At 70.2% G+C, this 23,709-nt stretch carries 22 protein-coding genes; 3 read left to right on the plus strand and 19 right to left on the minus strand.

The features are described from left to right. The 14 genes from nuoN to SSOG_RS19500 form a co-directional block, all read right to left on the minus strand. The coding region (gene nuoN / locus SSOG_RS19435; protein WP_009715951.1) for an NADH-quinone oxidoreductase subunit NuoN at positions 1 to 1,651 on the minus strand (1,651 nt) is incomplete at its 3' end. Next, on the minus strand, positions 1,648 to 3,312 hold the full coding sequence (locus tag SSOG_RS19440; RefSeq protein WP_009715952.1) for an NADH-quinone oxidoreductase subunit M: 1,665 nt from the start codon (positions 3,310 to 3,312) through the stop codon (positions 1,648 to 1,650). The genes nuoN and SSOG_RS19440, both read right to left, overlap by 4 nt. Before the next feature lie 3 nt (positions 3,313 to 3,315). Continuing rightward, positions 3,316 to 5,256, minus strand: coding sequence for an NADH-quinone oxidoreductase subunit L (gene nuoL / locus SSOG_RS19445; protein ID WP_039938092.1), 1,941 nt, complete (start codon positions 5,254 to 5,256; stop codon positions 3,316 to 3,318). A gap of 16 nt (positions 5,257 to 5,272) precedes the next feature. Continuing rightward, positions 5,273 to 5,572, minus strand: a complete 300-nt coding sequence (gene nuoK / locus SSOG_RS19450) for an NADH-quinone oxidoreductase subunit NuoK (protein WP_009715954.1) — start codon at positions 5,570 to 5,572, stop codon at positions 5,273 to 5,275. Next, entirely contained in the window at positions 5,569 to 6,456 is an 888-nt protein-coding gene (locus SSOG_RS19455; protein ID WP_009715955.1) for an NADH-quinone oxidoreductase subunit J, read from the minus strand. Before SSOG_RS19455 ends, nuoK begins: the two co-directional genes overlap by 4 nt. Continuing rightward, positions 6,453 to 7,079 carry an NADH-quinone oxidoreductase subunit NuoI gene (gene nuoI / locus SSOG_RS19460; protein ID WP_039938093.1) on the minus strand — a complete coding sequence of 209 codons (627 nt, stop codon included), beginning with the start codon at positions 7,077 to 7,079 and terminating at the stop codon, positions 6,453 to 6,455. Before nuoI ends, SSOG_RS19455 begins: the two co-directional genes overlap by 4 nt. Next, complete coding sequence (nuoH, locus tag SSOG_RS19465) at positions 7,069 to 8,439, minus strand: NADH-quinone oxidoreductase subunit NuoH (protein ID WP_009715957.1); 1,371 nt, start codon at positions 8,437 to 8,439, stop codon at positions 7,069 to 7,071. The genes nuoI and nuoH overlap by 11 nt, the downstream gene beginning before the upstream one ends. Then, on the minus strand, positions 8,436 to 10,931 hold the full coding sequence (locus SSOG_RS19470) for an NADH-quinone oxidoreductase subunit G (protein WP_039938095.1): 2,496 nt from the start codon (positions 10,929 to 10,931) through the stop codon (positions 8,436 to 8,438). The genes nuoH and SSOG_RS19470 overlap by 4 nt, the downstream gene beginning before the upstream one ends. Further along, positions 10,928 to 12,307, minus strand: coding sequence for an NADH-quinone oxidoreductase subunit NuoF (gene nuoF, locus SSOG_RS19475; RefSeq protein ID WP_009715959.1), 1,380 nt, complete (start codon positions 12,305 to 12,307; stop codon positions 10,928 to 10,930). The genes SSOG_RS19470 and nuoF overlap by 4 nt, the downstream gene beginning before the upstream one ends. Then, on the minus strand, positions 12,307 to 13,116 hold the full coding sequence (gene nuoE, locus SSOG_RS19480) for an NADH-quinone oxidoreductase subunit NuoE (protein ID WP_050799902.1): 810 nt from the start codon (positions 13,114 to 13,116) through the stop codon (positions 12,307 to 12,309). The genes nuoF and nuoE overlap by 1 nt, the downstream gene beginning before the upstream one ends. A 17-nt stretch (positions 13,117 to 13,133) precedes the next feature. Beyond that, positions 13,134 to 14,477 (minus strand): NADH-quinone oxidoreductase subunit D, encoded by a 1,344-nt coding sequence (locus tag SSOG_RS19485; protein ID WP_009715961.1) that lies wholly within the window; start codon positions 14,475 to 14,477, stop codon positions 13,134 to 13,136. Next, positions 14,477 to 15,214 carry an NADH-quinone oxidoreductase subunit C gene (locus tag SSOG_RS19490; protein WP_009715962.1) on the minus strand — a complete coding sequence of 246 codons (738 nt, stop codon included), beginning with the start codon at positions 15,212 to 15,214 and terminating at the stop codon, positions 14,477 to 14,479. Before SSOG_RS19490 ends, SSOG_RS19485 begins: the two co-directional genes overlap by 1 nt. Beyond that, positions 15,211 to 15,765: a NuoB/complex I 20 kDa subunit family protein gene (locus tag SSOG_RS19495; RefSeq protein ID WP_009715963.1), complete on the minus strand. Its 555-nt coding sequence runs from the start codon at positions 15,763 to 15,765 to the stop codon at positions 15,211 to 15,213. The genes SSOG_RS19490 and SSOG_RS19495 overlap by 4 nt, the downstream gene beginning before the upstream one ends. A 32-nt stretch (positions 15,766 to 15,797) precedes the next feature. After that, the gene (locus tag SSOG_RS19500) at positions 15,798 to 16,157 is read right to left on the minus strand and encodes an NADH-quinone oxidoreductase subunit A (RefSeq protein WP_009715964.1); all 360 of its coding nucleotides are present in this window, start codon (positions 16,155 to 16,157) and stop codon (positions 15,798 to 15,800) included. A 743-nt stretch (positions 16,158 to 16,900) separates the two neighbouring features. Between SSOG_RS19500 and SSOG_RS19505 the strand changes: the two genes are divergently transcribed. After that, the gene (locus SSOG_RS19505) at positions 16,901 to 17,701 is read left to right on the plus strand and encodes a C40 family peptidase (RefSeq protein WP_078510344.1); all 801 of its coding nucleotides are present in this window, start codon (positions 16,901 to 16,903) and stop codon (positions 17,699 to 17,701) included. Positions 17,702 to 17,823: 122 nt separating this feature from the next. Here the strand turns inward: SSOG_RS19505 and SSOG_RS19510 are convergent, their stop codons facing one another. Then, a complete protein-coding gene (locus tag SSOG_RS19510; RefSeq protein WP_009715966.1) occupies positions 17,824 to 18,243 on the minus strand; it encodes a CBS domain-containing protein in 420 nt (139 codons plus the stop codon). Positions 18,244 to 18,448: 205 nt separating this feature from the next. On the opposite strand from SSOG_RS19510, the gene SSOG_RS19515 reads away from it, so the two are divergent. Next, positions 18,449 to 19,231 carry a VOC family protein gene (locus tag SSOG_RS19515; protein ID WP_009715967.1) on the plus strand — a complete coding sequence of 261 codons (783 nt, stop codon included), beginning with the start codon at positions 18,449 to 18,451 and terminating at the stop codon, positions 19,229 to 19,231. A gap of 31 nt (positions 19,232 to 19,262) precedes the next feature. On the opposite strand, the gene SSOG_RS19520 is transcribed toward SSOG_RS19515, so the two are convergent. Continuing rightward, positions 19,263 to 20,585, minus strand: a complete 1,323-nt coding sequence (locus tag SSOG_RS19520) for a geranylgeranyl reductase family protein (protein ID WP_009715968.1) — start codon at positions 20,583 to 20,585, stop codon at positions 19,263 to 19,265. Between the two features lie 105 nt (positions 20,586 to 20,690). Here SSOG_RS19520 and SSOG_RS19525 point away from each other — a divergent pair, with 105 nt between their 5' ends. Next, complete coding sequence (locus tag SSOG_RS19525) at positions 20,691 to 21,197, plus strand: GNAT family N-acetyltransferase (RefSeq protein ID WP_009715969.1); 507 nt, start codon at positions 20,691 to 20,693, stop codon at positions 21,195 to 21,197. A 22-nt stretch (positions 21,198 to 21,219) separates the two neighbouring features. On the opposite strand, the gene SSOG_RS19530 is transcribed toward SSOG_RS19525, so the two are convergent. The 3 genes from SSOG_RS19530 to mqnC all read right to left on the minus strand — a co-directional run bounded on the left by SSOG_RS19530 (position 21,220) and on the right by mqnC (position 23,655). Then, a complete protein-coding gene (locus tag SSOG_RS19530) occupies positions 21,220 to 21,912 on the minus strand; it encodes a demethylmenaquinone methyltransferase (RefSeq protein WP_009715970.1) in 693 nt (230 codons plus the stop codon). A gap of 91 nt (positions 21,913 to 22,003) precedes the next feature. Next, complete coding sequence (locus tag SSOG_RS19535) at positions 22,004 to 22,459, minus strand: imidazolonepropionase-like domain-containing protein (protein ID WP_009715971.1); 456 nt, start codon at positions 22,457 to 22,459, stop codon at positions 22,004 to 22,006. Further along, positions 22,459 to 23,655, minus strand: a complete 1,197-nt coding sequence (gene mqnC / locus SSOG_RS19540) for a cyclic dehypoxanthinyl futalosine synthase (RefSeq protein ID WP_009715972.1) — start codon at positions 23,653 to 23,655, stop codon at positions 22,459 to 22,461. Before mqnC ends, SSOG_RS19535 begins: the two co-directional genes overlap by 1 nt. Between the last annotated feature and the right edge of the window lie 54 nt (positions 23,656 to 23,709).

Genomic DNA, 23,709 nt, shown 5'->3' on the forward strand with positions numbered 1-23,709 from the left:
AGCGGACGAAGACGCCCGCTTGGCCTGCCAGGTCGAGGAAGTACTGCGGTGCCACGCCCAGCACCACCGTGACCGCTACGCCGATGGCGATGGCCGAGGAGGTCAGGGGGCTGGGGACGGCCACCGACGGGCCGTCCGTGCGGGGTTCGCTGAAGAACATCAGCACGATGACCCGGATGTAGAAGAAGGCCGCGATCGCCGACGAGATCACACCGATCACGACCAGCGCACCCGCGCCCCCGTCCGCCGCCGCCTTGAAGACGGCGAACTTCCCCGCGAACCCACTGGTCAGCGGGATTCCGGCGAAGGCCAGCAGGAAGACCGCGAAGACGGCGGCCACCAGGGGCGAACGGCGGCCGAGACCGGCCCACTTCGAGAGGTGGGTGGCCTCGCCGCCCGCGTCGCGCACCAGGGTGACCACGGCGAAGGCGCCGAGGGTCACGAAGGAGTACGCGGCGAGGTAGAAGAGGACGGAGGAGATGCCCTCGGGGGTCGTGGCGATGACACCGGCGAGGATGAACCCGGCATGGGCGATGGAGGAGTAGGCCAGCAGCCGCTTCACATCGGTCTGGGTGACGGCGACGATCGCGCCGCCCAGCATGGTGACGATGGCGACGCCCCACATCACCGGCCGCCAGTCCCAGCGCAGCCCCGGCAGGACGACGTACAGCAGCCGCAGCAGCGCACCGAAGGCCGCCACCTTGGTGGCCGCGGCCATGAAGCCGGTGACCGGGGTGGGGGCGCCCTGGTAGACGTCCGGCGTCCACATGTGGAACGGGACGGCGCCGATCTTGAACAGCAGGCCCATCAGCACCAGCGCCCCGCCGAGGAGCAGCAGCGCGTCGTTGCCCATGGTCCCGGCGAGCGCCGGGGTGACGTTGCGGACCTGGCCGTCGACGACATCGGCGATACCGGCGTACGCGACGGTGCCCGCGTACCCGTACAGCAGGGCGATCCCGAAGAGCAGGAACGCCGAGGAGAAGGCGCCGAGCAGGAAGTACTTGACGGCGGACTCCTGGGAGAGCATCCGGTGGCGCCGGGCGAGCGCACACAGGACGTACAGCGGGAGGGAGAAGACCTCCAGCGCGACGAAGAGGGTCAGCAGATCGTTCGCGGCGGGGAAGACGAGCATGCCGCCCACCGCGAAGAGGACCAGCGGAAAGACCTCGGTGGTGGTGAACCCGGCCTTGACCGCGGCCTTTTCACCCTCGCCGCCGGGCACGGCGGCGGCCTGGGCCGCGAAGTTGTCGACGCGGTTGCCGTGGACGACCGGGTCGAGCCGCCGCTCGGCGAAGGTGAACACCGAGACCAGCGCGACCAGGAGAATGGTGCCCTGGAGGAAGAGCGCGGGCCCGTCGACGGCGATGGCACCCATGGCCGCGACATGGGCCTTCCCGGTGCCGTAGTCGCTCGCGGCGAGACCGATGACGGCCGCGAAGGCCGCGGCGAGGGAGACGACGGAGACGAACAGCTGCGCGGCGTAACGCTGGGCGCGCGGCAGGAACGCCTCGACCAGTACGCCGATGATCGCGGCGCCGAGCACGATCAGGGTGGGCGCCAGCTGCCCGTACTCGATGTGCGGCGCGGGGATCTTGTCGGGCGCCGCCGCCGCTGTCGTCCACAGGCTGTGGACAGTGGCCGCGTGGGTCACTTGGCACCTCCGGAAGCACCGTCGTGGGAAGCACCCTCGGGCTTGGGGCTGTAGTGGAACCAGCCCGCGTCAGTGACGGGGTGATCGGGCTTGGGATCCTTCTCGTCCACCACGGACAGCGTGTGGTCGACGGCCGGGTTGACGATCGCCGTCAGCGGCTTGGGATAGACGCCGAGGAAGAGCAGCAGCGCGATCAGCGGCGCGACGACGAGCAGTTCGCGCGGCCGCAGATCGGGCATGGACCGCACCTCCTCCTTCACCGGGCCGGTCATCGTGCGCTGGTAGAGGATCAGGACGTACAGCGCGGCGAGCACGATGCCGAGGGTGGCGATCACTCCGGCCACCGGATAGCGGGCGAACGCGCCGACGAGCACCAGGAACTCGCTGATGAAGGGCGCGAGCCCGGGCAGCGAGAGGGTGGCCAGACCGCCGATCAGGAAGGTGCCGGCGAGCACCGGGGCGACCTTCTGCACGCCGCCGTAGTCGGCGATGAGCCGCGAGCCGCGCCGGGTGATGAGGAACCCGGCCACCAGCATCAGCGCGGCGGTCGAGATGCCGTGGTTGACCATGTAGAGGGTGGCGCCGCCCTGGCCCTGGGTGGTCATGGCGAAGATGCCGAGGATGATGAAGCCGAAGTGGGAGATCGAGGCGTAGGCGATCAGCCGCTTGATGTCCCGCTGGCCGATGGCCAGCAGCGCTCCGTAGATGATGCTGATGAGCGCGAGGACCAGGATCACCGGGGTGGCCCACTTGCTGGCCTCGGGGAAGAGCTGGAGGCAGAAGCGGAGCATCGCGAAGGTGCCGACCTTGTCGACGACCGCGGTGATCAGCACGGCGACCGGGGAGGTCGACTCGCCCATCGCGTTGGGCAGCCAGGTGTGCAGCGGCCACAGCGGCGCCTTCACCGCGAAGGCGAAGAAGAAGCCGAGGAACAGCAGCCGTTCGGTGCTCGCCGCCATGTCGAGCTGTCCGCTCGCCCGGGCGTCCACGATCTGCTGGAGCGAGAAGGTGCCGGTGCCCAGGTCGTCGGCGGTGACCGCGTAGAGACCGACCACCGCGGCCAGCATGATCAGCCCGCCCGCCAGGTTGTACAGCAGGAACTTCACCGCGGCGTAGGAGCGCTGGGTCGCCGTCTCCTCCTCGGACCGCTCCCCGGCCCGGTCCCCGAAGCCGCCGATGAGGAAGTACATCGGGATGAGCATGGCTTCGAAGAAGATGTAGAAGACGAAGACGTCGGTGGCCTCGAAGGAGATCACCACCATCGCCTCGACCAGCAGGATCAGCGCGAAGAAGCCCTGGGTGGGCCGCCAGCGGCGGTTGGGCCGGGCGCCTTCCAGGGGATCGGCGTCATGCCAGCCCGCCAGGATGATGAAGGGGATGAGCACGGCGGTGAGCGCGATCAGGGCGACCGCGATGCCGTCCACGCCCAGTTCGTAGCGGACCCCGAAGTCCTTGATCCAGGCGTGGGATTCGGTGAGCTGGAAGCGGCCGCCGTCCGGGTCGAAGCGGACCAGGATGACCGCGGCGAGGGCGAGGGTGACCAGGGAGAAGGCCAGCGCCACCCACTTGGCGGCGGCCCGCCGGGCGGCGGGCACCGCGGCGGTGGCGACCGCGCCGAGCGCGGGCACCGCGGCCGTGGCCGTGAGCAGGGGAAATGACATGACTCAGACCGCCCTCATCAGCAGGGTCGCGGCGATGAGCACCGCCGTACCGCCGAACATCGAGACCGCGTACGTACGGGCGTAGCCGTTCTGGAGCTTGCGCAATCGGCCGGAGAGTCCGCCGACTCCGGCAGCGGTGCCGTTGACCACGCCGTCGACCAGCTTGTGGTCGACGTAGACCAGACCGCGGGTGAGGTAGCGGCCGGGCTGGACGAGCGCGACGTGGTTGAAGTCGTCCTGGAGCAGGTCGCGGCGGGCGGCCCGGGTGAGCAGGGAGCCGCGCGGCGCGGTGCGCGGCACGGGCTTGCGCCCGTACTGCGCCCAGGCGAGGGCGACGCCGATGGCCAGGACGACCATCGTCCCCGCGGTGACCGTCGCGGCGCTGAGCGGGGAGTGGCCGTGGCTGTGTCCTGTGACCGGCTCCAGCCACTTCAGGAACGCGTCGTTCAGGCTGAACAGACCGCCCGCGAAGACCGATCCGAAGGCCAGGACGACCATGGGGATCGTCATGGACTTCGGCGACTCGTGCGGATGCGGCATCTCGCCGGGGCGAACCTCGATACCGGGCTCGACGCTGGGCGCCTTGTCCGGGTCGGGCGCGGGCTCCCACCGCTTCTCGCCGAAGAACGTCATCAGCATCACGCGCGTCATGTAGTACGCGGTGATGGCCGCGCCCAGCAGGGCCGCGCCGCCGAGGATCCAGCCCTCGGTGCCGCCCTTGGCGAAGGCCGCCTCGATGATCTTGTCCTTGGACCAGAAGCCGGAGAGCCCCGGGAAGCCGATGATGGCGAGGTAGCCGAGCCCGAAGGTGACGAAGGTGACCGGCATGTACTTCCGCAGGCCGCCGTACTTGCGCATGTCGACCTCGTCGTTCATGCCGTGCATGACCGAACCGGCGCCGAGGAAGAGCCCCGCCTTGAAGAAGCCGTGGGTGACCAGGTGCATGATCGCGAAGACATAGCCGACCGGGCCGAGCCCGGCGGCCAGGATCATGTAGCCGATCTGCGACATCGTCGACCCGGCCAGGGCCTTCTTGATGTCGTCCTTCGCGCAACCGACGATCGCACCGAAGAGGAGCGTGACCGCGCCGACCGCGACCACCGCGGCCTGTGCGTCGGGCGCCGCGTTGAAGATCGCGCCGGAGCGGGTGATCAGGTAGACGCCCGCGGTCACCATGGTCGCCGCGTGGATCAGGGCCGAGACCGGGGTCGGGCCCTCCATCGCGTCACCGAGCCAGGACTGGAGCGGCACCTGGGCCGACTTGCCGCACGCGGCGAGCAGCAGCATCAGCCCGATGGCGGTGAGCTTGCCCTCGCTCGCGTCCTCCGCGTTCGCCAGCACGGGGGCGAAGGCGAAGGTCCCGAAGGTCGTGAACATCAGCATGATCGCGATGGACAGGCCCATGTCGCCGACGCGGTTGACGATGAACGCCTTCTTCGCCGCCGTCGCCGCGCTCGGCTTGTGCTGCCAGAAGCCGATGAGCAGGTACGAGGCGAGGCCGACGCCCTCCCAGCCGACGTACAGCAGCAGGTAGTTGTCGGCGAGGACGAGCAGCAGCATGGCCGCGAGGAAGAGATTGAGATAGCCGAAGAAGCGGCGGCGCCGCTCGTCGTGCTCCATGTAGCCGATCGAGTAGATGTGGATCAGCGTGCCCACACCCGAGATCAGCAGCACGAAGGTCATCGACAGCTGGTCGAGCTGGAAGGCGACGTCCGCGCGGAAGCCGCCCACCGGAATCCAGCTGAAGACCTGGCTGTGCAGGGCGCGGTCGTGCTCGCCCCGGCCGAGCATGTCGGCGAAGAGCACGGCGCCGATCACGAAGGAGGCGCCCGCGAGCACCGTGCCGAGGTAGTGGCCCGTGCGGTCCAGCCGCCGGCCCCCGCACAGCAGCACGGCAGCGCCGAGCAGCGGGGCCGCGACGAGCAATCCGATGAGGTTCTCCACTTGAACGCGACCCCTTCTAGAGCTTCATCAGGCTGGCGTCGTCGACCGAGGCCGAATGGCGGGAGCGGAAGACGGTCACGATGATCGCGAGGCCGACCACGACCTCCGCCGCCGCGACGACCATCGTGAAGAACGCGATGATCTGGCCGTCGAGGTTGCCGTGCAGCCGGGAGAAGGTGACGAACGCCAGGTTGCACGCGTTCAGCATCAGCTCGACGCACATGAAGAGGACGATCGCGTTCCGCCGGATCACGACCCCGGCCGCACCAATGGTGAACAACAGGGCGGCCAGGTAGAGGTAGTTGACCGGATTCACTTGGCGGCTCCCTTGCGGTGCTCGGCGTCCTCGGAAGCGCCCGCGGCGCCCTCGGCACCCTCGGCCTCGGTGCCCTCCGGCTTCCGCCGCCCGAGCCAGCGCTCCGAGCGCTGCTCCAGCGCCGCCAGCTCCGCCAGCGCCTCACCGGAGACGTCCCGGACCTGGCCGCGGCCGCGCAGCGTCGCGTTGACGCTCAGCTCGGACGTCGTGCCGTCGGGCAGCAGACCGGGGATGTCCACCGCGTTGTGCCGGGCGTAGACACCCGGGGCGGGCAGCGGCGGGACGTGCTTGCCGGTGCGCACGCGCTCCTCGGACTGCTCGCGCTGGCTGCGCGCGCGCTCGGTGCGCTCGCGGTGGGTCAGCACCATCGCGCCGACCGCCGCGGTGATCAGCAGCGCGCCGGTGATCTCGAAGGCGAAGACGTACTTGGTGAAGACCAGGGCCGCCAGGCCCTCCACATTGCCGCCGGAGTTGGCCTGCCCCAGCCCGTCGAAGGTCTTCAGCGAGGCGTTCCCGATTCCGGCGCACAGCAGGATGCCGAAGCCGAGCCCGCACAGGGCGGCGAGCCAGCGCTGCCCCTTCAGGGTCTCCTTCAGCGAATCGGCCGCGGTGACGCCGACCAGCATCACGACGAAGAGGAAGAGCATCATGATCGCGCCGGTGTAGACGACGATCTGGACGACGCCCAGGAAGTACGCCCCGTTGGCGAGGTAGAAGACCGCCAGGACGATCATGGTGCCCGCCAGGCTGAGGGCGCTGTGCACGGCCTTGCGCATCAGGATCGTGCACAGCGCGCCGATCACGGCGACCGTGCCGAGCACCCAGAACTGAACGGCCTCACCGGTGGAGGTGGTGGAGGCCGCCGCGGCCAGTGCGCCGCTCATGCCTCCACCTCCTCTTCGGCCTGCTCGCCGTCCTTTTCCGAAGACCCTGAAGACCCTGCCGGCTCGGGCGTTTCGCCCTTGCTGACCGCGACCTGACGGGTGGTCCCGGGCGCGGCCTCGGTCACCAGCCCGCGGTAGTAGTCCTGCTCGTCCGTCCCCGGATAGATGGCGTGCGGGGAGTCGACCATGCCGTCCTCGAGGCCCGCGAGCAGCTCTTCCTTGGTGTAGATGAGCGATTCGCGGGTGCGGTCGGCCAGCTCGTACTCATTGGTCATGGTCAGCGCCCGGGTGGGGCACGCCTCGACGCACAGGCCGCACAGGATGCAGCGCAGATAGTTGATCTGGTAGACGCGGCCGTAGCGCTCACCCGGCGAGTAGCGCTCCTCCTCGGTGTTGTCCGCGCCCTCCACGTAGATCGCGTCCGCCGGGCAGGCCCAGGCGCACAGCTCGCATCCGATGCACTTCTCCAGCCCGTCCGGATGCCGGTTGAGCTGGTGACGTCCGTGGAAGCGGGGCGCGGTGGGCTTCTTCTCCTCGGGGTACTGCTCGGTCAGCCGCTTCTTGAACATGGCCTTGAAGGTCACGCCGAAGCCGGCCACCGGGTTCTGGAAGTCAGACACCATCGGCCTCCTTTCCGTCACTGACAGTGTCGGGGCCACCACTGACAATCAGCTCCCGTTCCTGTCGGGAGCGCCGTCGCGGTACGGGCGGCAGGGACTGGCCGGGCAGCGGCGGCACCGGGAATCCGCCCGCCATCGGGTCGAAGGCGGGCTCGGGGCCCTCCTCCACCGCCGGTCCGGCCTCGCCCTTCGCAGCCGCCCCGCGGTCGCGGAAGATGTCGACGACGAAGGACAGCAGCAGCAGCGCGATCACCGCGCCGCCGACGTACAGCACGATCGACTGGTTGTCGTAGTTCTCGTTGCGCAGCGCCCGCACGGTGGCGACCAGCATCAGCCAGACCATCGAGATCGGGATGAGGACCTTCCAGCCCAGCTTCATGAACTGGTCGTAGCGCACCCGGGGCAGCGAGGCGCGGATCCAGATGAAGACGAACAGCGACGAGACGACCTTGCCGACGAACCACAGCAGCGGCCACCAGCCGTGGTTGGCGCCCTCCCAGAAGGTGCTGATCGGCCAGGGAGCCCGCCAGCCGCCCAGGAAGAGGGTCACGGCGACCATCGAGACGGTGACCATGTTGACGTACTCGGCGAGCATGAACAGCGCGAACTTGATCGACGAGTACTCGGTGTTGAAGCCGCCCACCAGGTCGCCCTCGGACTCCGGCATGTCGAACGGCGCCCGGTTGGTCTCCCCGACCATCGCCACGATGTAGATGAGGAACGAGACCGGGAGCAGCACCACGTACCAGCGGTCCTGCTGGGAGGCGACGATCTGCGAGGTCGACATCGACCCGGAGTAGAGGAACACCGCCGCGAAGGACAGGCCCATCGCGATCTCGTAGCTGATCATCTGGGCGCAGGAGCGCAAGCCGCCGAGGAGCGGATACGTCGACCCGGACGACCAGCCCGCCAGCACGATGCCGTAGATGCCGACCGAGGCGGTGGCGAGGATATAGAGGACGGCGATCGGCAGATCGGTCAGCTGCATCGCGGTGCGGTGCCCGAAGACCGACACCTCGCCGCCGGACGGGCCGAACGGGATCACCGCGACCGCCATGAAGGCCGGGATGGCCGCGACGATCGGCGCCAGGACGTAGACCAGCTTGTCGGCGCCCTTGACGACCACGTCCTCCTTGAGCATCAGCTTCACGCCGTCCGCGAGGGACTGGAGCATGCCCCAGGGGCCGTGCCGGTTCGGGCCGATGCGCAGCTGCATCCAGCCCATCACCTTGCGCTCCATGACGATGGAGATCAGCACCGTCAGCATCAGGAACGCGAAGCAGAAGACGGCCTTGATCAGGATCAGCCACCACGGGTCGCGGCCGAACATCGACAGGTCTTCTGCGGCCAGATACCTCATCATGCGGTCACCTCCGGCTCGGTCGCGGAAGCGGTGATCGTGACGACGTCACCGGGGCGGGCCCCCAGATCGCGCTGCGCACCGCCGCCCGTGGAGGCCAGCGGCAGCCAGACGACCCGGTCGGGCATCGGGGTCACGCACAGGGGCAGCTGGACGGATCCGGCCGGGCCGGTGACGCGGAGCGTCTGGCCGTCGGCCACCCCCGCCTCCTCGGCGGTCGCCGCCGAGAGCCGGGCCACGGCGGCGTGCCGGGTCGCCGCCAGCGCCGGATCGCCCTCCTGGAGCCGTCCCTGGTCGAGCAGCAGCCGGTGACCTGCGAGCACGGCCTCGCCCTCGGCGGGCCGGGGCAGCGGGCCCCCGGTCTCCAGCGGGGCGGTGGCGCGCAGCCCCTGCCAGGTGCCGAGCCGGGTCAGCTCGGTACGGGCGGCCGCCAGGTCCGGCAGGCCCAGGTCCGTATCGAGGGCGTCGGCCAGCATGTGCAGCACCCGGGCGTCCGGGAGAGTGTGACGGCGGGTCATCTGGTCCGGTTTGAGCGCGGCCTCGAACGGCCGGGCCCGGCCCTCCCAGTTGAGGAACGTGCCGGACTTCTCGGCCGCCGCCGCGACCGGAAGCACCACGTCCGCCCGCTCGGTGACCTCCGAGGGCCGCTGCTCCAGGCTGACCACGAACTCCGCCGCGTCCAGGGCGGCCACGGCCCGTGCCGGATCGGGCAGATCCGCCACCTCGACCCCGCCGACCAGCAGCGCGCCGAGCCCGCCGCTCGCCGCGGCCTCCACGATCTGGCCGGTGTCGCGGCCCACCTGATGCGGCAGATCGGTGATCCCCCACACCGCGGCGGTCTCCTCGCGGGCCCGCGGATCGTGCGCCGGACGGCCGCCGGGCAGCAGCCCGGGCAGTGCGCCCGCCTCGATCGCGCCGCGCTCGCCCGCCCGGCGCGGGATCCACGCGAGCGTGGCGCCGGTGGCGGCCGCGGCCCGTACGGCGGCGGTCAGTCCGCCCGCCACCGACGCCAGCCGCTCGCCGACGACGATGACCGCGCCCTCCTGGCGCAGTGCTTCGGCGGCCCGCTCACCGTCCTCGTCCAGCCCCGTGCGTCCCGCGATCGCGTCCAGCCACTCGGTCTCGGTGCCGGGCGCGGCCGGCAGCAGGGTGCCGCCCGCCTTCGTCAGGCCCCGGGTGGCGTGGGTGGCGAGCGAGAAAGTGCGCTGGCCGTGCTTGCGGTGCGCCTTGCGCAGCCGCAGGAAGACGCCGGGAGCCTCCTCCTCGGCCTCGAACCCGGCCAGCAGCACCGCGGGCGCCTTCTCCAGCGCGGCGTACGTCAGACCGCTGCCGTCCAGGTCACGGCCGCGGCCCGCGATGTGGGCGGCCAGGAAGTCGGCCTCCTCGTCGCTGTGCACCCGGGCCCGGAAGTCGATGTCGTTGGTCTCCAGGACGGTCCGCGCGAACTTGGCGTACGCGTACGCGTCCTCGACAGTCAGCCGGCCGCCGGTCAGCACCCCGGTGCGGCCGCGCGCCGCGGTCAGCCCCTCGGCCGCCGCCGCCAGGGCCTCGGGCCAGCCCGCCGGTTCCAGCTTCCCCGACTCGCGGTTGCGCACCAGCGGGGTGGAGAGCCGGTCGGGGAGCTGGGCGTAGCGGAAGCCGAAGCGCCCCTTGTCGCAGATCCACTCCTCGTTGACCTCGGGATCGTCCGCGGCGAGCCGCCGCATCACCTTGCCGCGCCGGTGGTCGGTGCGGGTCGCGCAGCCGCCCGCGCAGTGCTCGCACACGCTCGGCGAGGAGACCAGGTCGAAGGGGCGGGAGCGGAACCGGTACGCGGCGGAGGTGAGCGCGCCCACCGGGCAGATCTGGATGGTGTTGCCGGAGAAGTACGACTCGAACGGGTCGCCCTCCCCCGTGCCCACCTGCTGGAGCGCGCCGCGCTCCAGCAGCTCGATCATCGGGTCGCCCGCGATCTGGTTGGAGAAGCGGGTGCAGCGCGCGCACAGCACACAGCGCTCGCGGTCCAGCAGCACCTGGGCCGAGACCGGGACGGGCTTTTCGAACGTCCGCTTCTGGCCCTCGAAGCGGCTGTCGGCCTGTCCGGCGCTCATCGCCTGGTTCTGGAGCGGGCATTCACCGCCCTTGTCGCAGACCGGGCAGTCCAGCGGATGGTTGATCAGCAGCAGCTCCATCACCCCGCGCTGCGCCTTCTCGGCGACCGGCGAGGTGAGCTGGGTCTTCACGACCATGCCGTCGGTGCAGGTGATGGTGCAGGAGGCCATCGGCTTGCGCTGGCCCTCCACCTCGACGATGCACTGGCGGCAGGCGCCCGCGGGGTCGAGCAGCGGATGGTCGCAGAAGCGCGGGATCTCGATCCCGAGAAGTTCGGCGGCGCGGATGACCAGCGTCCCCTTCGGGACGGAGATCTCGATCCCGTCGATGGTGACGGAGACCAGATCCTCTCGCGGCACCGCCGCCTCCCCGCCTCCCGAGGGTGCGTTGGTGGTCACGGTCATGCGGTCACCCCCAGAGTGGTGCGCGGCTCGTCGGCCCAGACGGTGGACTTGGCCGGGTCGAAGGGACAGCCTCCGCCGGTGATGTGCTGCTCGTACTCCGCGCGGAAGTACTTGAGCGAGGAGAAGATGGGGCTGGCGGCGCCGTCGCCCAGCGCGCAGAACGACTTGCCGTTGATGTTGTCGGCGATATCGGCCAGCTTGTCGAGGTCGGCCATGCGCCCCTTGCCGGCCTCCACGTCGCGCAGCAGCTGCACCAGCCAGTACGTGCCCTCGCGGCAGGGTGTGCACTTGCCGCAGGACTCATGCGCGTAGAACTCGGTCCAGCGGGTCACCGCCCGCACCACGCAGGTGGTCTCGTCGAAGCACTGGAGCGCCTTGGTGCCCAGCATCGACCCGGCCGCGCCCACGCCCTCGTAGTCCAGCGGGACGTCGAGGTGCTCCTCGGTGAGCAGCGGGGTGGACGAGCCGCCGGGCGTCCAGAACTTCAGCCGGTGGCCGGGGCGCATGCCGCCGCTCATGTCGAGCAGCTGGCGCAGGGTGATGCCGAGCGGCCCCTCGAACTGGCCGGGGTTGGCCACATGGCCCGAGAGCGAGTAGAGCGTGAAGCCCGGGGACTTCTCGCTGCCCATCGAACGGAACCATTCCTTGCCCTTGTTCAGGATCGAGGGAACCGAGGCGATGGATTCGACGTTGTTCACCACAGTGGGGCACGCGTACAGACCGGCGACCGCGGGGAAAGGAGGCCGCAGCCGGGGCTGGCCGCGGCGGCCCTCCAGCGAGTCCAGCAGCGCGGTCTCCTCACCGCAGATGTACGCGCCCGCGCCCGCGTGCACCGTGATGTCGAGACCGGGAAGTCCGTCCACCCCGAGCTTCTCCCTGCGCCGCTCGGCCGTGCCCAGGTAGCCCGCCTCGTACGCCTCGCGCACGGCCTCGTGCAGGCGGCGCAGCACCGGCACGGTCTCACCGCGCAGGTAGATGAAGGCGTGTTCGGAGCGGATGGCGTGACAGGCGATGACCATGCCCTCGATGAGGGCGTGCGGGTTGGCGTAGAGAAGGGGGATGTCCTTGCAGGTGCCGGGTTCCGACTCGTCGGCGTTGACAACGAGATAGTGCGGCTTGCCGTCGCCCTGCGGAATGAACTGCCACTTCATTCCGGTGGGGAAGCCCGCACCGCCGCGGCCGCGCAGTCCGGCGTCCTTCACCAGCGCGATCACGGCATCGGGGTCCATGGCGAGCGCCTTGGCGCTGCCCTGGTAGCCCTCGTGCCGCAGATAGGCGCGCAGCGTCCAGGAGTTCGCCTCGTCCCAGTGCGCGGAGAGCACGGGTGCCAGCAGCTTCTCGGGGCTGTGCTCGGATCGCTCGGTCGTCACGGTCATCACTCCCCCTCCTCGGCGACCGGACCTGCCGGGTGGTGCGGATCGGAGGCCGAGGTCCGCTGCGGCGCGTCGTGCGAACTGGGATGCGTCGGCGGCGCCTCGTCCTGCGGGGCTCCCCCGTGCCGCGGCGAGACGACCCGGCCGGGCGCGTCCTCCCCCTTGGCCAGCCGCAGCCCGGTGAGCGAGGCGGGACCGGCGGAGCCACCGGCCTCGACGGATCCGGGGCGCGGGTCGGGGAAACCGGCGAGGATGCGCGCGGTCTCCTTGAACGTGCACAGCGGCGCGCCGCGGGTCGGGGTGACAGTGCGGCCCGCCCGGAGGTCGTCGACCAGCTGCTTGGCGGAGCCGACGGTCTGGTTGTCGAAGAACTCCCAGTTGACCATCACCACGGGCGCGAAGTCGCAGGCCGCGTTGCACTCGATGTGCTCCAGGGTGACCTTGCCGTCCTCGGTGGTCTCCCCGTTGCCCAGCTCCAGATGGCTCTGGAGCTCCTCGAAGATCGCGTCCCCGCCCATCACCGCGCACAGGGTGTTGGTGCACACCCCGACCTGGTAGTCGCCCGAGGCCTTGCGCCGGTACATGGTGTAGAAGGTGGCGACCGCGGTGACCTCGGCGGTGGTCAGGTCCAGCACCTCGGCGCAGAACCGGATGCCGGTACGGGTGACATGGCCCTCCTCGGACTGCACCAGGTGCAGCAGCGGCAGCAGGGCGCTGCGGCTGTCCGGGTAGCGGGCGATCACCTCCGCGGCGTCCGCCTCCAGCCGGGACCGCACCTCGGCCGGGTAGTCGGGGGCCGGCAGCTGCGGCATCCCCAGAGTCACATCAGTCACCGGTCGACACCTCCCATCACGGGGTCGATGGACGCGACGGCGACGATCACGTCGGCGACCTGGCCGCCCTCGCACATGGCCGCCACGGCCTGGAGATTGGTGAACGACGGATCGCGGAAGTGGACGCGGTACGGGCGGGTGCCTCCGTCGCTGGCCATGTGCACGCCCAGTTCGCCCTTGGGCGACTCGACGGCCACGTACGTCTGTCCGGGCGGGACCCGGAATCCCTCGGTCACCAGCTTGAAGTGGTGGATCAGGGCCTCCATCGAGGTGCCCATGATGTTCTTGATGTGGTCGAGGGAGTTGCCCAGTCCGTCCGCCCCGAGCGCGAGCTGCGCGGGCCAGGCGATCTTCTTGTCCGCGACCATCACCGGCCCGGGCTCCAGCCGGTCCAGGCACTGTTCGACGATCCGCAGCGACTGGCGCATCTCCTCCAGCCGGATCAGGAAGCGGCCGTACGCGTCGCAGGTGTCGGCGGTCGGCACCTCGAAGTCGTACGTCTCGTAGCCGCAGTACGGCTGGGCCTTGCGCAGATCGTGCGGCAGCCCGGTGGAGCGCAGTATCGGGCCGGTCACGCCGAGCGCCATGCAGCCCGCGAGGTCGAGGTAGCCGACGTCCTGGAGGCGGGCCTTGAAGATCGGGTTCCCGGTCGCGAGCTTGTCGTACTCGACCAGGTTCTTGCGCATCGTCTTCAGGAACGCGCGGATCTGGTCGACGGCGCCGGGCGGCAGATCCTGGGCGAGGCCGCCGGGCCGGATGTACGCGTGGTTCATCCGCAGGCCGGTGATCAGCTCGTAGAGGTCCAGGACCAGTTCGCGGTCGCGGAAGCCGTAGATCATGACGGTGGTCGCGCCCAGCTCCATGCCGCCGGTGGCGATGCACACCAGATGGGAGGAGATCCGGTTCAGCTCCATCATCAGCACCCGGATGATGGTGGCGCGGTCCGGGATCTGGTCCTCGATGCCGAGCAGCTTCTCGACGCCCAGGCAGTACGCCGCCTCGTTGGAGAAGGGCGTCAGGTAGTCCATGCGCGTCACGAACGTGGTGCCCTGCGTCCAGTTCCGGAATTCGAGGTTCTTCTCGATCCCGGTGTGCAGATAACCGATTCCGCAGCGCGCCTCGGTGACCGTCTCGCCGTCGATCTCCAGGATCAGCCGGAGCACCCCGTGGGTGGAGGGGTGCTGCGGACCCATGTTGACGATGATCCGCTCGTCGTCGGCCTTCGCCGCGGCGGCCACGACCTCGTCCCAGTCGCCGCCGGTGACGGTGTAGACGGTGCCCTCGGTGGTCTCGCGCGCGGAGGCGGAGGCGGCGGAGGGGTTCGCGTGGGTGGCAGACATCAGCTGTACGACCTCCGCTGGTCCGGAGCCGGGATCTGGGCGCCCTTGTACTCGACGGGGATGCCGCCGAGGGGGTAGTCCTTGCGCTGCGGGAAGCCCTGCCAGTCGTCCGGCATCATGATCCGCGTGAGCGCGGGGTGACCGTCGAAGACGATGCCGAAGAAGTCGTAGGTCTCCCGCTCGTGCCAGTCGTTGGTCGGATAGACGTCGACGATCGACGGGATGTGCGGATCGCTGTCCGGGGCGCTCACCTCCAGCCGGATCACCCGGTTATGGGTGATCGACCGCAGGTGGTAGACGGCGTGCAGCTCACGGCCCTTGTCGCCGGGGAAGTGGACGCCGCTGACGCCCGTGCACAGCTCGAAGCGGAGCGCCGGGTCGTCGCGCAGGGTCCGGGCGACCCGCGGCAGGTGCTCGCGGGCGATGTGGAAGGTCAGCTCGTCGCGGTCCACGACGGTCTTCTCGATCGCGTTGTCCGGGAGCAGCGACTGTTCCTCCAGCGCGCCCTCCAGCTCGTCGGCGACCTCGTCGAACCAGCCCCCGTACGGGCGGTTGGCCTGCCCTGGCAGCCGTACGGGGCGCACCAGACCGCCGTAGCCGGTGGTGTCGCCGCCGTTGTTCGCGCCGAACATGCCGCGCTGGACGCGGATGGCCTCGCCCTGGTCACCGCGGCGGCCGGGGAGGTTCTCGGCGTTGAGGTCCTTCTCGGGATTGACCCCGTTACCGTTCGCTGTCACCTCAGCAGCCCCTTCATCTCGATCGTCGGGAGCGCCTTCATCGCCGCTTCCTCCGCCTCACGGGCCGCACGCTCGCGGTTCACGCCGAGCTTCTCCTCGCGGATCTTCTCGTGCAGTTTGAGAATCGCGTCCATGAGCATCTCGGGGCGCGGCGGACAGCCGGGCAGATAGATGTCGACGGGCACGATGTGGTCGACGCCCTGCACGATCGCGTAGTTGTTGAACATGCCGCCGGTGGAGGCGCACACGCCCATCGAGATGACCCACTTCGGGTTCGGCATCTGGTCGTAGACCTGGCGCAGCACCGGGGCCATCTTCTGGCTGACCCGCCCCGCGACGATCATCAGATCGGCCTGCCGGGGCGAGCCGCGGAAGACCTCCATGCCGAAGCGGGCGAGGTCGTAGCGCCCGGCACCCGTCGTCATCATCTCGATGGCGCAGCAGGCCAGGCCGAAGGTGGCCGGGAAGACGGAGGACTTACGGGCCAGCCCGGCGGCCTGTTCGACGGTGGTCAGCAGGAACCCGCTCGGAAGTTTCTCTTCGATACCCATGCGCTGTTTCCCCTATCTCCTCTTGAGCCCCTTTAGTCCCACTCCAGGCCGCCGCGACGCCAGACGTACCCATAGGCGACGAAGACGGTGAGCACGAAGAGCAGCATCTCCACGAGCCCGAACAGCCCCAGGGCGTCGAAGGTGACGGCCCAGGGGTAGAGGAAGACGATCTCGATGTCGAAGACGATGAAGAGCATCGCCGTCAGGTAGTACTTGATGGGGAAGCGCCCACCGCCGGCCGGATGCGGAGTCGGCTCGATGCCGCACTCATAGGCCTCGAGCTTGGCCCGGTTGTAGCGCTTGGGGCCGATGATCGCGGCCATGACCACCGAGAAGATCGCAAAACCTGCCCCGAGTGCTCCCAGTACGAGGATGGGCGCGTATGCGTTCACCGTCCTCGCTCCCTTCAGTCGACGATGACTGGCTGGCGGACCGTACGGACGTGCCCCCGCCCCACGAAGATCGCGTTCATGTGAGGCAGTTCACAAGCCCGTTTCGCCTGCATCTTATGCCCGTCGGTCTGTGATCTGCGACACGGGGTACGCCAACGTCTTTGTGATCTCCACCACCTGACGAAGGATCATGAAGTCGGATGAGCGGTGATCTTGTACGTGAAGCATCCATTCGGTCACGAGAGGTGACATTCGAGGACGTCATCACAGGTGAGCGCGGTGCGCCCCTACCAAGACATGGTACATACATGCAAATTTGAGACGGGCACCGTCAGCTGATATTGGCCCCCCATCCTCATGGGTGACCCGCACTCGACCCACCCACGACCTCTCACTCGACCCCGGTCCGAGCCGCGGTCCGGCACCCCTGGATCGCCGCTTCGCGCGTCCGTTCACGAGCATCACAAATAGGACACGGGGGAGTGAGGTATCCCACCCCGGAAGTAGTTGTGGATCTCGATTTGAAGGGAACCATTGGTATGCGGGCCGCATCGGTGATAGGCCGCCCGCCGTTACCGCGCGACGCCAAATGCCATGCGTACGCACATGATCGAGGAATTCGGACATGGCACCGACGCCCGCGATGAAGATCATTTAGCCCGGATTCGGGGCGTGTACGCGTCAAATGTGGTGCAGCCCACTTTTGTTGATCCGGGCCTTTGGGCCCTGGTACCCAGTGACCTATGTCCCCGATCGCACACATACCCAGCCACCGGAAGCCCCGCCGTGCCGCGGCTCCCACGCGTGCACTCCGCGCAGGGGTGACCGGTGGCTTCCTCACCCTCGCGGTGGCCGGCGCTGCCCTGCCCGCCTCCGCCGCCGAGCCCGCCGCCCCCGAGGCGACGCTCGAAATGCCGACCGTCAGCGAATCGCTGGCGAGCACGGCCGCCCAGACCGCTGACGCCACCGAGCAGGCGGCTTCCGGTTATGAGCTCCAGGCCCAGCAGGACCAGGCCGCCGCCCAGGCCAAGACCGCCGCCAAGAAGGCCAAGGCGGTCGCCGACAAGAAGGAGCGCGAGGCCGAGGCCCGCCGCGCCGCCGCGAAGAAGGCCGCCGAGGCCCGGGCCGAGAAGGCGTCCCGCTCCGCCGAGCGCGCCACCCTCTCCACCACCTCGGTCTCCAACGCCACCGGCAACGCCGCCTCGGTGATCAGCTTCCTCAAGGCACAGCTCGGCAAGGCGTATGTGCTGGGATCCAGCGGGCCGTCCTCCTACGACTGCTCCAGCCTGACCCAGGCCGCGTTCAAGCAGGTCGGCATCGACCTGCCGCGGGTCTCGCAGGACCAGTCCACCGTCGGCACCCAGGTGTCGCTGGACAACCTCCAGGCGGGCGACCTGCTCTACTGGGGCAGCTCCGGCAGCGCGTACCACGTCGGCGTCTACATCGGCGACGGCAAGTTCATCGGCGCCCAGAACCCGAGCACGGGCATCGTCGAGCGTCCGCTGGACTACGACCAGCCGACCGGGGCCGTGCGCGTCCTCTGAACCACCTGAGCCGTCTGAACCACCTGAGCCGTCTGAGCCGTCTCAGGGGCTGATTCAGGCTGTTTTCGGCCATGGGGCCGCCGTTCCTGCCGCTCATTGCGGAACGGCGGCCTCACGCCTGTCTACGTGGCGTAGACCTTCTCCACGAACTCGCCGATCTGCTGCTCGGAGAGGTGCCGGGCCAGGTCCGCCTCGCTGATCATGCCGACCAGGCGCTTGTTCTTGTCGATCACCGGCAGCCTGCGGATCCGGTGATCCTCCATCTCCCGCAGCACCTCCGAGACGTCGGCGTCCGAGCTGATCCAGCGCGGCGTGCCCTTGGCGAGGTCCCCCGCCGTCATCCGGGACGGATCACGGCCCTGGGCCACACACCCGACGACGATGTCGCGGTCGGTGAGAATGCCGCACAGCCGCTCCTGACTGTCGCTGATGGGCAGGGCACCCACGTCCAGATCGCGCATCAACTGCGCGGCGCGTTCCAGGTTCTCCGTCGCCGGAATCCACTGCGCGCCCGGGTGCATGATGTCTGCGGCCTTCGTCATGGTGTACCTCCTGAAGGCCCACCGGCGCCGAGAACCGGCCCGTGGGCCCGATCGATCCGGCGTCGCCGCGGCGTACGCGCGCGGCGCCCCCTCCCTTCCATGTCACCACCGCCGGCGGGCCCGCGCGACCGCCCGGTGCCAGACTGAGAACTGTCGTCAGAGCACCACATGAGCCCCTTGCGCACGATCGCTGAAGGAGCAGCCAATGCTCACCACCGATTTCGTCCCCGGCGCACCGAACTGGCTGGATCTCGGCGCACCCGACACCGAGGCGGCCCGGGTCTTCTACGGCGGACTGCTGGGCTGGACCTTCGAGTCGGCCGGTCCCGAAGCGGGCGGATACGGCTTCTTCACCCACGGCCGCAAGACCGTCGCCGCCCTCGGCCCGCTCACCGACGCCGGGTCCCGGTCCGCCTGGACCCCGTACTTCCACACGCCCGACGCCGACGCCACCGCGCGCTCCGTCCTCCAGGCGGGCGGCCAGGTGCGCGCCGTGCCGTTCGACGTCTTCGACGAGGGGCGGATGGGGCAGTTCACCGACCCCGGCGGCGCCCGGTTCGCGGTCTGGCAGCCCGGCAAGACGGCCGGCCTGGAGGCGGTCACCGAACCCGGCTCGCTGTGCTGGACCGAGCTGCACTCCCCCGACCCCGCCGAGGCCCGCGGCTTCTACCGCACCGTCTTCGGCTGGGAGACCGAGGAGATGTCGTTCCCGGGCGGGACGTACACCGTCCTGTCCACCGCGGGCGGCGGCAAGGACGACACCTTCGGCGGCGTCGCCCAGCTCCAGGAGGGGCATTCGACGCCGCCGCAGTGGCTGCCGTACTTCGAGGTGGCGGACTGCGACCGGGTCGTCGCGAAGGGTCAGGAGCTGGGCGGGTCCGTGCTGATGCCCGCCATGACGTCGGAGGGCATCGGGCGGATGGCATGGCTGACGGACGTGGCCGGGGCCCCGTTCGGCGTGATCACCAGCGCGAGCCCCGACGCCTGACCCGCCTGACCCGCCTGACCGCCGTTGAGCGTCAGGCGCGCGGGGCCACCCTCGTCAGGGCGTTGATGATGCGGTCCATCGCGTCGCCGCCCGTCGGGTCCGTCAGGTTGGCCAGCAGCTTCAGCGTGAAGCGCATCAGCATCGGATGCGTGAGCCCGCGCTCCGTCGCCAGCTTCATCACCTTCGGGTTGCCGATCAGCTTCACGAACGCGCGGCCCAGCGTGTAGTAGCCGCCGTACACGTCCTTGAGGACCTGCGGATAGCGCCGGAGGGCCATTTCGCGCTGGGCCGGGGTGGCGCGGGAGTGGGCCTGGACGATCACGTCCGCCGCGATCTGCCCGGATTCCATCGCATAGGCGATGCCCTCGCCGTTGAACGGGTTGACCATGCCGCCCGCGTCACCGACCAGCAGCAGCCCACGGGTGTAGTGCGGCTGCCGGTTGAAGGCCATGGGGAGGGCCGCGCCGCGGATCGGGCCGGTCATGTTGTCCGGGGTGTAGCCCCACTCCTCCGGCATGGACGCGCACCACGCCTTGAGGATCTCGCGCCAGTCCAGCTCCTTGAAGGAGTTCGAGGTGTTGAGCACGCCCAGGCCCACGTTGCTGGTGCCGTCGCCCATGCCGAAGATCCAGCCGTAGCCGGGCAGCAGCCGGTCCTCCGCGCCGCGCCGGTCCCACAACTCCAGCCAGGATTCGAGGTAGTCGTCGTCGTGGCGGGGCGAGGTGAAGTACGTGCGCACGGCCACGCCCATCGGGCGGTCCTCGCGCCGGTGGAGGCCCATGGCGAGGGAGAGCCGGGTGGAGTTGCCGTCGGCGGCGACGACCAGCGGGGCGTGGAAGGTGACGGGCGTCTTCTCCTCACCCAGCTTCGCCTCGACGCCGGTGATGCGGCCGGTGCGGTCGTCGACGATCGGGGCGCCCACGTTGCAGCGCTCGTACAGCCGCGCCCCGGCCTTCTGGGCCTGCCGGGCCAGCTGGTCGTCGAAGTCGTCGCGCTTACGCACCAGGCCGTAGTTGGGGTACGCCGCCAGGTCCGGCCAGTCCAGCTCCAGCCGCAGACCGCCGCCCATGATCCGCAGGCCGCGGTTGCGGAGCCAGCCCGCTTCCTCCGAGATGTCGATGCCCATCGCGACGAGTTGCTTGGTCGCGCGCGGGGTCAGGCCGTCGCCGCACACCTTCTCGCGCGGGAACGCCGTCTTCTCCAGCAGCAGGACGTCGAGTCCCGACTTGGCCAGGTGGTACGCCGTAGTGGAACCGGCTGGTCCGGCGCCGACGACGATCACATCGGCGCTGCGCTCCGAGATCCCGGAGGATGCGCTTCCGGTGGCGCTCGCGGTGGGTGCGGTCTCGCTCACGCAAGGTCTCCCGTGGCCTGGGTAACAGCGTGCCGGTCGCGCCGGGCACTGGACATGGGCAGTCTATGGGGGCGTACTCCGGCAGCTGCGAAGGGCGGCCCTCCCATGACCATGACGCGGCCTGTGATACGGCTCCGCGTGCCCACCCCCGAAGATGCCGCGGCCTGGCACCGGGTCTTCGACGACCCGGAGGTGATGGAGTTCCACGGCGGCTCGTCCCATGACCTCCCCCACTACGAGGAGTTCACCGCCCGCCAGCGCGATCACGCCGAACGGCACGGCTGCTGCTTCTACACGCTGCTCGACGCCTCGGACGAGGTGGTGGGCTTCACCGGCGCCCAGCCGTGGCCCCACGACTGGGGACCGGCGGGCGAGATCGAGATCGGCTGGCGGCTGGGGCGCGCCCATTGGGGCAGGGGGTACGCCACGGCCGCCGCGCGGACGTCCCTGGAGCGGGTGCGGGCAGCCGGGATCGGGCACGTGGTGGCGATGGTGCACGAGCGCAACGAGCGGTCGATCGCGGTGGCGCGGAGGCTGGGCATGCGGGAGGCGGAGCACCTGGTGACGCCGGTGTCGAAGTCCCCCGCCGTGTGCTTCCGCCTGCACCTGTGAACCGGTCGGCGGGGCCGCCGCGTCAGGGCCGGGTGGCGCGGTGCAGGGCCACGATGCCGCCGGTGAGATTGCGCCAGGCCGGACGGGTCCAGCCCGCCGCCCGGAGCCGGGCGGCCAGCTGGGGCTGGTCGGGCCAGGCGCGGATGGACTCGGCGAGATAGACGTACGCGTCCGGGCTGCTGCTGACCGCCGTGGCGATCGGCGGCAGCGCGCGCATCAGGTACTCGCTGTAGACCGTGCGGAACGGGGCCCAGGCGGGGTGGCTGAACTCGCAGACGACCAGCCGCCCGCCCGGCCGGGTCACCCGCAGCATCTCGCGCAGCGCCCCCTCGGTGTTCTGCACGTTGCGCAGCCCGAAGGAGATCGTGACGGCGTCGAAGACACCGTCCGCGAAGGGCAGCCGGGTCGCGTCGCCCGCCGTCAGCGGCAGCCGCGGATGACGGCGCTTGCCCTCGCGGAGCATGCCGAGCGAGAAGTCGCACGGCACCACGTACGCACCGGCCGCCGCGTAGGGCAGCGACGAGGTGCCCGTACCGGCGGCGAGGTCGAGCACCCGGTCCCCGGGGCGGGCGTCGACGGCGCGGGCGACCTCCTTGCGCCACAGCCGGGCCTGGCCGAGCGACAGCACGTCGTTGGTCAGGTCGTAGTTGGCCGCCACGTCGTCGAACATGGCGGCGACTTCGTGCGGCTGCTTGTCCAGGGATGCTCGGGTCACCCGCCCATTGTTCACCTCGCCCCCGCGCTCGCCCCGCGCAGGGGGCACGCGCCGCTCCGTACGGGGGTCGGCGGCGGGGTCGGCGGCCGGGTCAGCGGCGGCGGTGCACCAGGCGCCCGGCGAGCACGGTGGCCAGGCAGGCCCCGTCCGCGCCGAAGACCGCCAGATCGGCGCGGACGGCCTCGGTCAGGGCGGGCGGGCGCGGCCGGTCGTCGAAGACGGCGACCTCGTTGCGTTCCGCTGCGGCGCGCAGCCCGGGCTCGGCGACGTGCTCCGCCAGGACCGCCGTCGCGCCCAGCCGCAGCAGGGCGTGGATCCGCTCCCGGGGCGTCGGCGCGTCCGGCACCGGCCCGTCGTGGACGAGGGCGGGGCCGAGGGTGCCGGGCCACTGCCGCACCCGGGCCTGCGGATGCGCGGCCCGCAGCTCGTCCAGGGGGCCGATGGCCGCGACGCGGCCGCCGTCGACCAGGACCCCGCCGTCGTGCAGGACCGCGCCGCCCTCGCCCAGGGTGTACCGGACCACCGGCGCCGCGTGCAGCGTGCGCATCAGGAGGCGTCGATCAGCTTCAGCTCGGGGTGGGCCTTGCCGGAGTCGATCGCCGTCGAGGACAGGTGCGAGACGACGTGGTCGTCCACCGGGTCGTTCGCCGGGTCGTCGTGCACCACCAGGTGCTCGTACGTGGTCGCGCGCTGCGCGGGCACCCGCCCGGCCGTACGGATGAGGTGGAGCAGCTCCATCCGGTTGGAGCGGTGCTTCGCACCGGCGGAGGAGACCACGTTCTCCTCCAGCATCACCGAGCCCAGGTCGTCCGCCCCGTAGTGCAGCGACAGCTGTCCGGCCTCCTTGCCGACGGTCAGCCAGGAGCCCTGGATGTGGGCCACGTTGTCGAGGAAGAGCCGGGCGATCGCGATCATCCGCAGGTACTCGAAGACGGTCGCCTGCGTCTGGCCCTTCAGGTGGTTGTTCTCGGGCTGGTAGGTGTACGGGATGAAGGCGCGGAAGCCGCCCGTCCGGTCCTGTACGTCGCGGATCATGCGGAGGTGCTCGATCCGCTCCGCGTTGGTCTCACCGGTGCCCATGAGCATCGTGGAGGTGGACTCGACGCCGAGGCTGTGGGCGATCTCCATGATCTCCAGCCACCGCTCGCCGGACTCCTTCAGCGGGGCGATGGCCTTGCGCGGCCGTGCGGGCAGCAGTTCGGCGCCCGCGCCCGCGAAGGAGTCCAGACCCGCGGCGTGGATGCGGCGGATCGCCTCCTCGACCGATACGTCCGAGATGCGCGCCATGTGCTCGACCTCGGAGGCACCCAGCGAGTGGATCACCAGCTCGGGGAACGCCTTCTTGATGGCCGCGAAGTGCTTCTCGTAGTACTCGACGCCGTAGTCCGGGTGGTGGCCGCCCTGGAACATGATCTGGGTGCCGCCCAGTTCGACGGTCTCGGCGCAGCGCCGCAGGATGTCGTCGAGGTCGCGGGTCCAGCCCTTGGCGGTGTCCTTGGGCGCGGCGTAGAAGGCGCAGAACCGGCACGCCGTCACACACACATTGGTGTAGTTGATGTTCCGCTCGATGATGTACGTCGCGATGTGCTCGGTACCCGCGTAGCGACGGCGGCGTACGGCGTCGGCGGCGGTCCCCAGGGCGTGCAGCGGCGCCGACCGGTAGAGGTCGAGCGCCTCCTCCGGGGTGATGCGCCCCCCGGCGGCGGCGCGGTCGAGGACTGCCTGCGTGGCGTGTGCGGTCACCGGGGCGTCCCTTTCGGAGGTGTTCGGGCGGACCGACCCAGCGTACGCCCCCAC

The sequence above is a fragment of the Streptomyces himastatinicus ATCC 53653 genome, assembly GCF_000158915.1.
Lineage (GTDB): Bacteria > Actinomycetota > Actinomycetes > Streptomycetales > Streptomycetaceae > Streptomyces > Streptomyces himastatinicus.

Excerpts from the sequence above, each read along its gene's own strand:
- nuoH (WP_009715957.1), bottom strand. The coding sequence starts at position 8,439 with ATGATGAGGTATCTGGCCGCAGAAGACCTGTCGATGTTCGGCCGCGAC.
- nuoE (WP_050799902.1), bottom strand. The coding sequence starts at position 13,116 with ATGCCGCAGCTGCCGGCCCCCGACTACCCGGCCGAGGTGCGGTCCCGG.
- SSOG_RS19495 (WP_009715963.1), bottom strand. The coding sequence starts at position 15,765 with ATGGGTATCGAAGAGAAACTTCCGAGCGGGTTCCTGCTGACCACCGTC.
- SSOG_RS19485 (WP_009715961.1), bottom strand. The coding sequence starts at position 14,477 with ATGTCTGCCACCCACGCGAACCCCTCCGCCGCCTCCGCCTCCGCGCGC.
- SSOG_RS19510 (WP_009715966.1), bottom strand. The coding sequence starts at position 18,243 with ATGACGAAGGCCGCAGACATCATGCACCCGGGCGCGCAGTGGATTCCG.
- nuoI (WP_039938093.1), bottom strand. The coding sequence starts at position 7,079 with ATGGTGTCTGACTTCCAGAACCCGGTGGCCGGCTTCGGCGTGACCTTC.
- SSOG_RS19535 (WP_009715971.1), bottom strand. The coding sequence starts at position 22,459 with ATGCGCACGCTGCACGCGGCGCCGGTGGTCCGGTACACCCTGGGCGAG.
- SSOG_RS19525 (WP_009715969.1), top strand. The coding sequence starts at position 20,691 with ATGACCATGACGCGGCCTGTGATACGGCTCCGCGTGCCCACCCCCGAA.
- nuoF (WP_009715959.1), bottom strand. The coding sequence starts at position 12,307 with ATGACCGTGACGACCGAGCGATCCGAGCACAGCCCCGAGAAGCTGCTG.
- SSOG_RS19470 (WP_039938095.1), bottom strand. The coding sequence starts at position 10,931 with ATGACCGTGACCACCAACGCACCCTCGGGAGGCGGGGAGGCGGCGGTG.
- SSOG_RS19505 (WP_078510344.1), top strand. The coding sequence starts at position 16,901 with ATGTCCCCGATCGCACACATACCCAGCCACCGGAAGCCCCGCCGTGCC.
- SSOG_RS19515 (WP_009715967.1), top strand. The coding sequence starts at position 18,449 with ATGCTCACCACCGATTTCGTCCCCGGCGCACCGAACTGGCTGGATCTC.
- SSOG_RS19440 (WP_009715952.1), bottom strand. The coding sequence starts at position 3,312 with ATGTCATTTCCCCTGCTCACGGCCACGGCCGCGGTGCCCGCGCTCGGC.
- SSOG_RS19455 (WP_009715955.1), bottom strand. The coding sequence starts at position 6,456 with ATGAGCGGCGCACTGGCCGCGGCGGCCTCCACCACCTCCACCGGTGAG.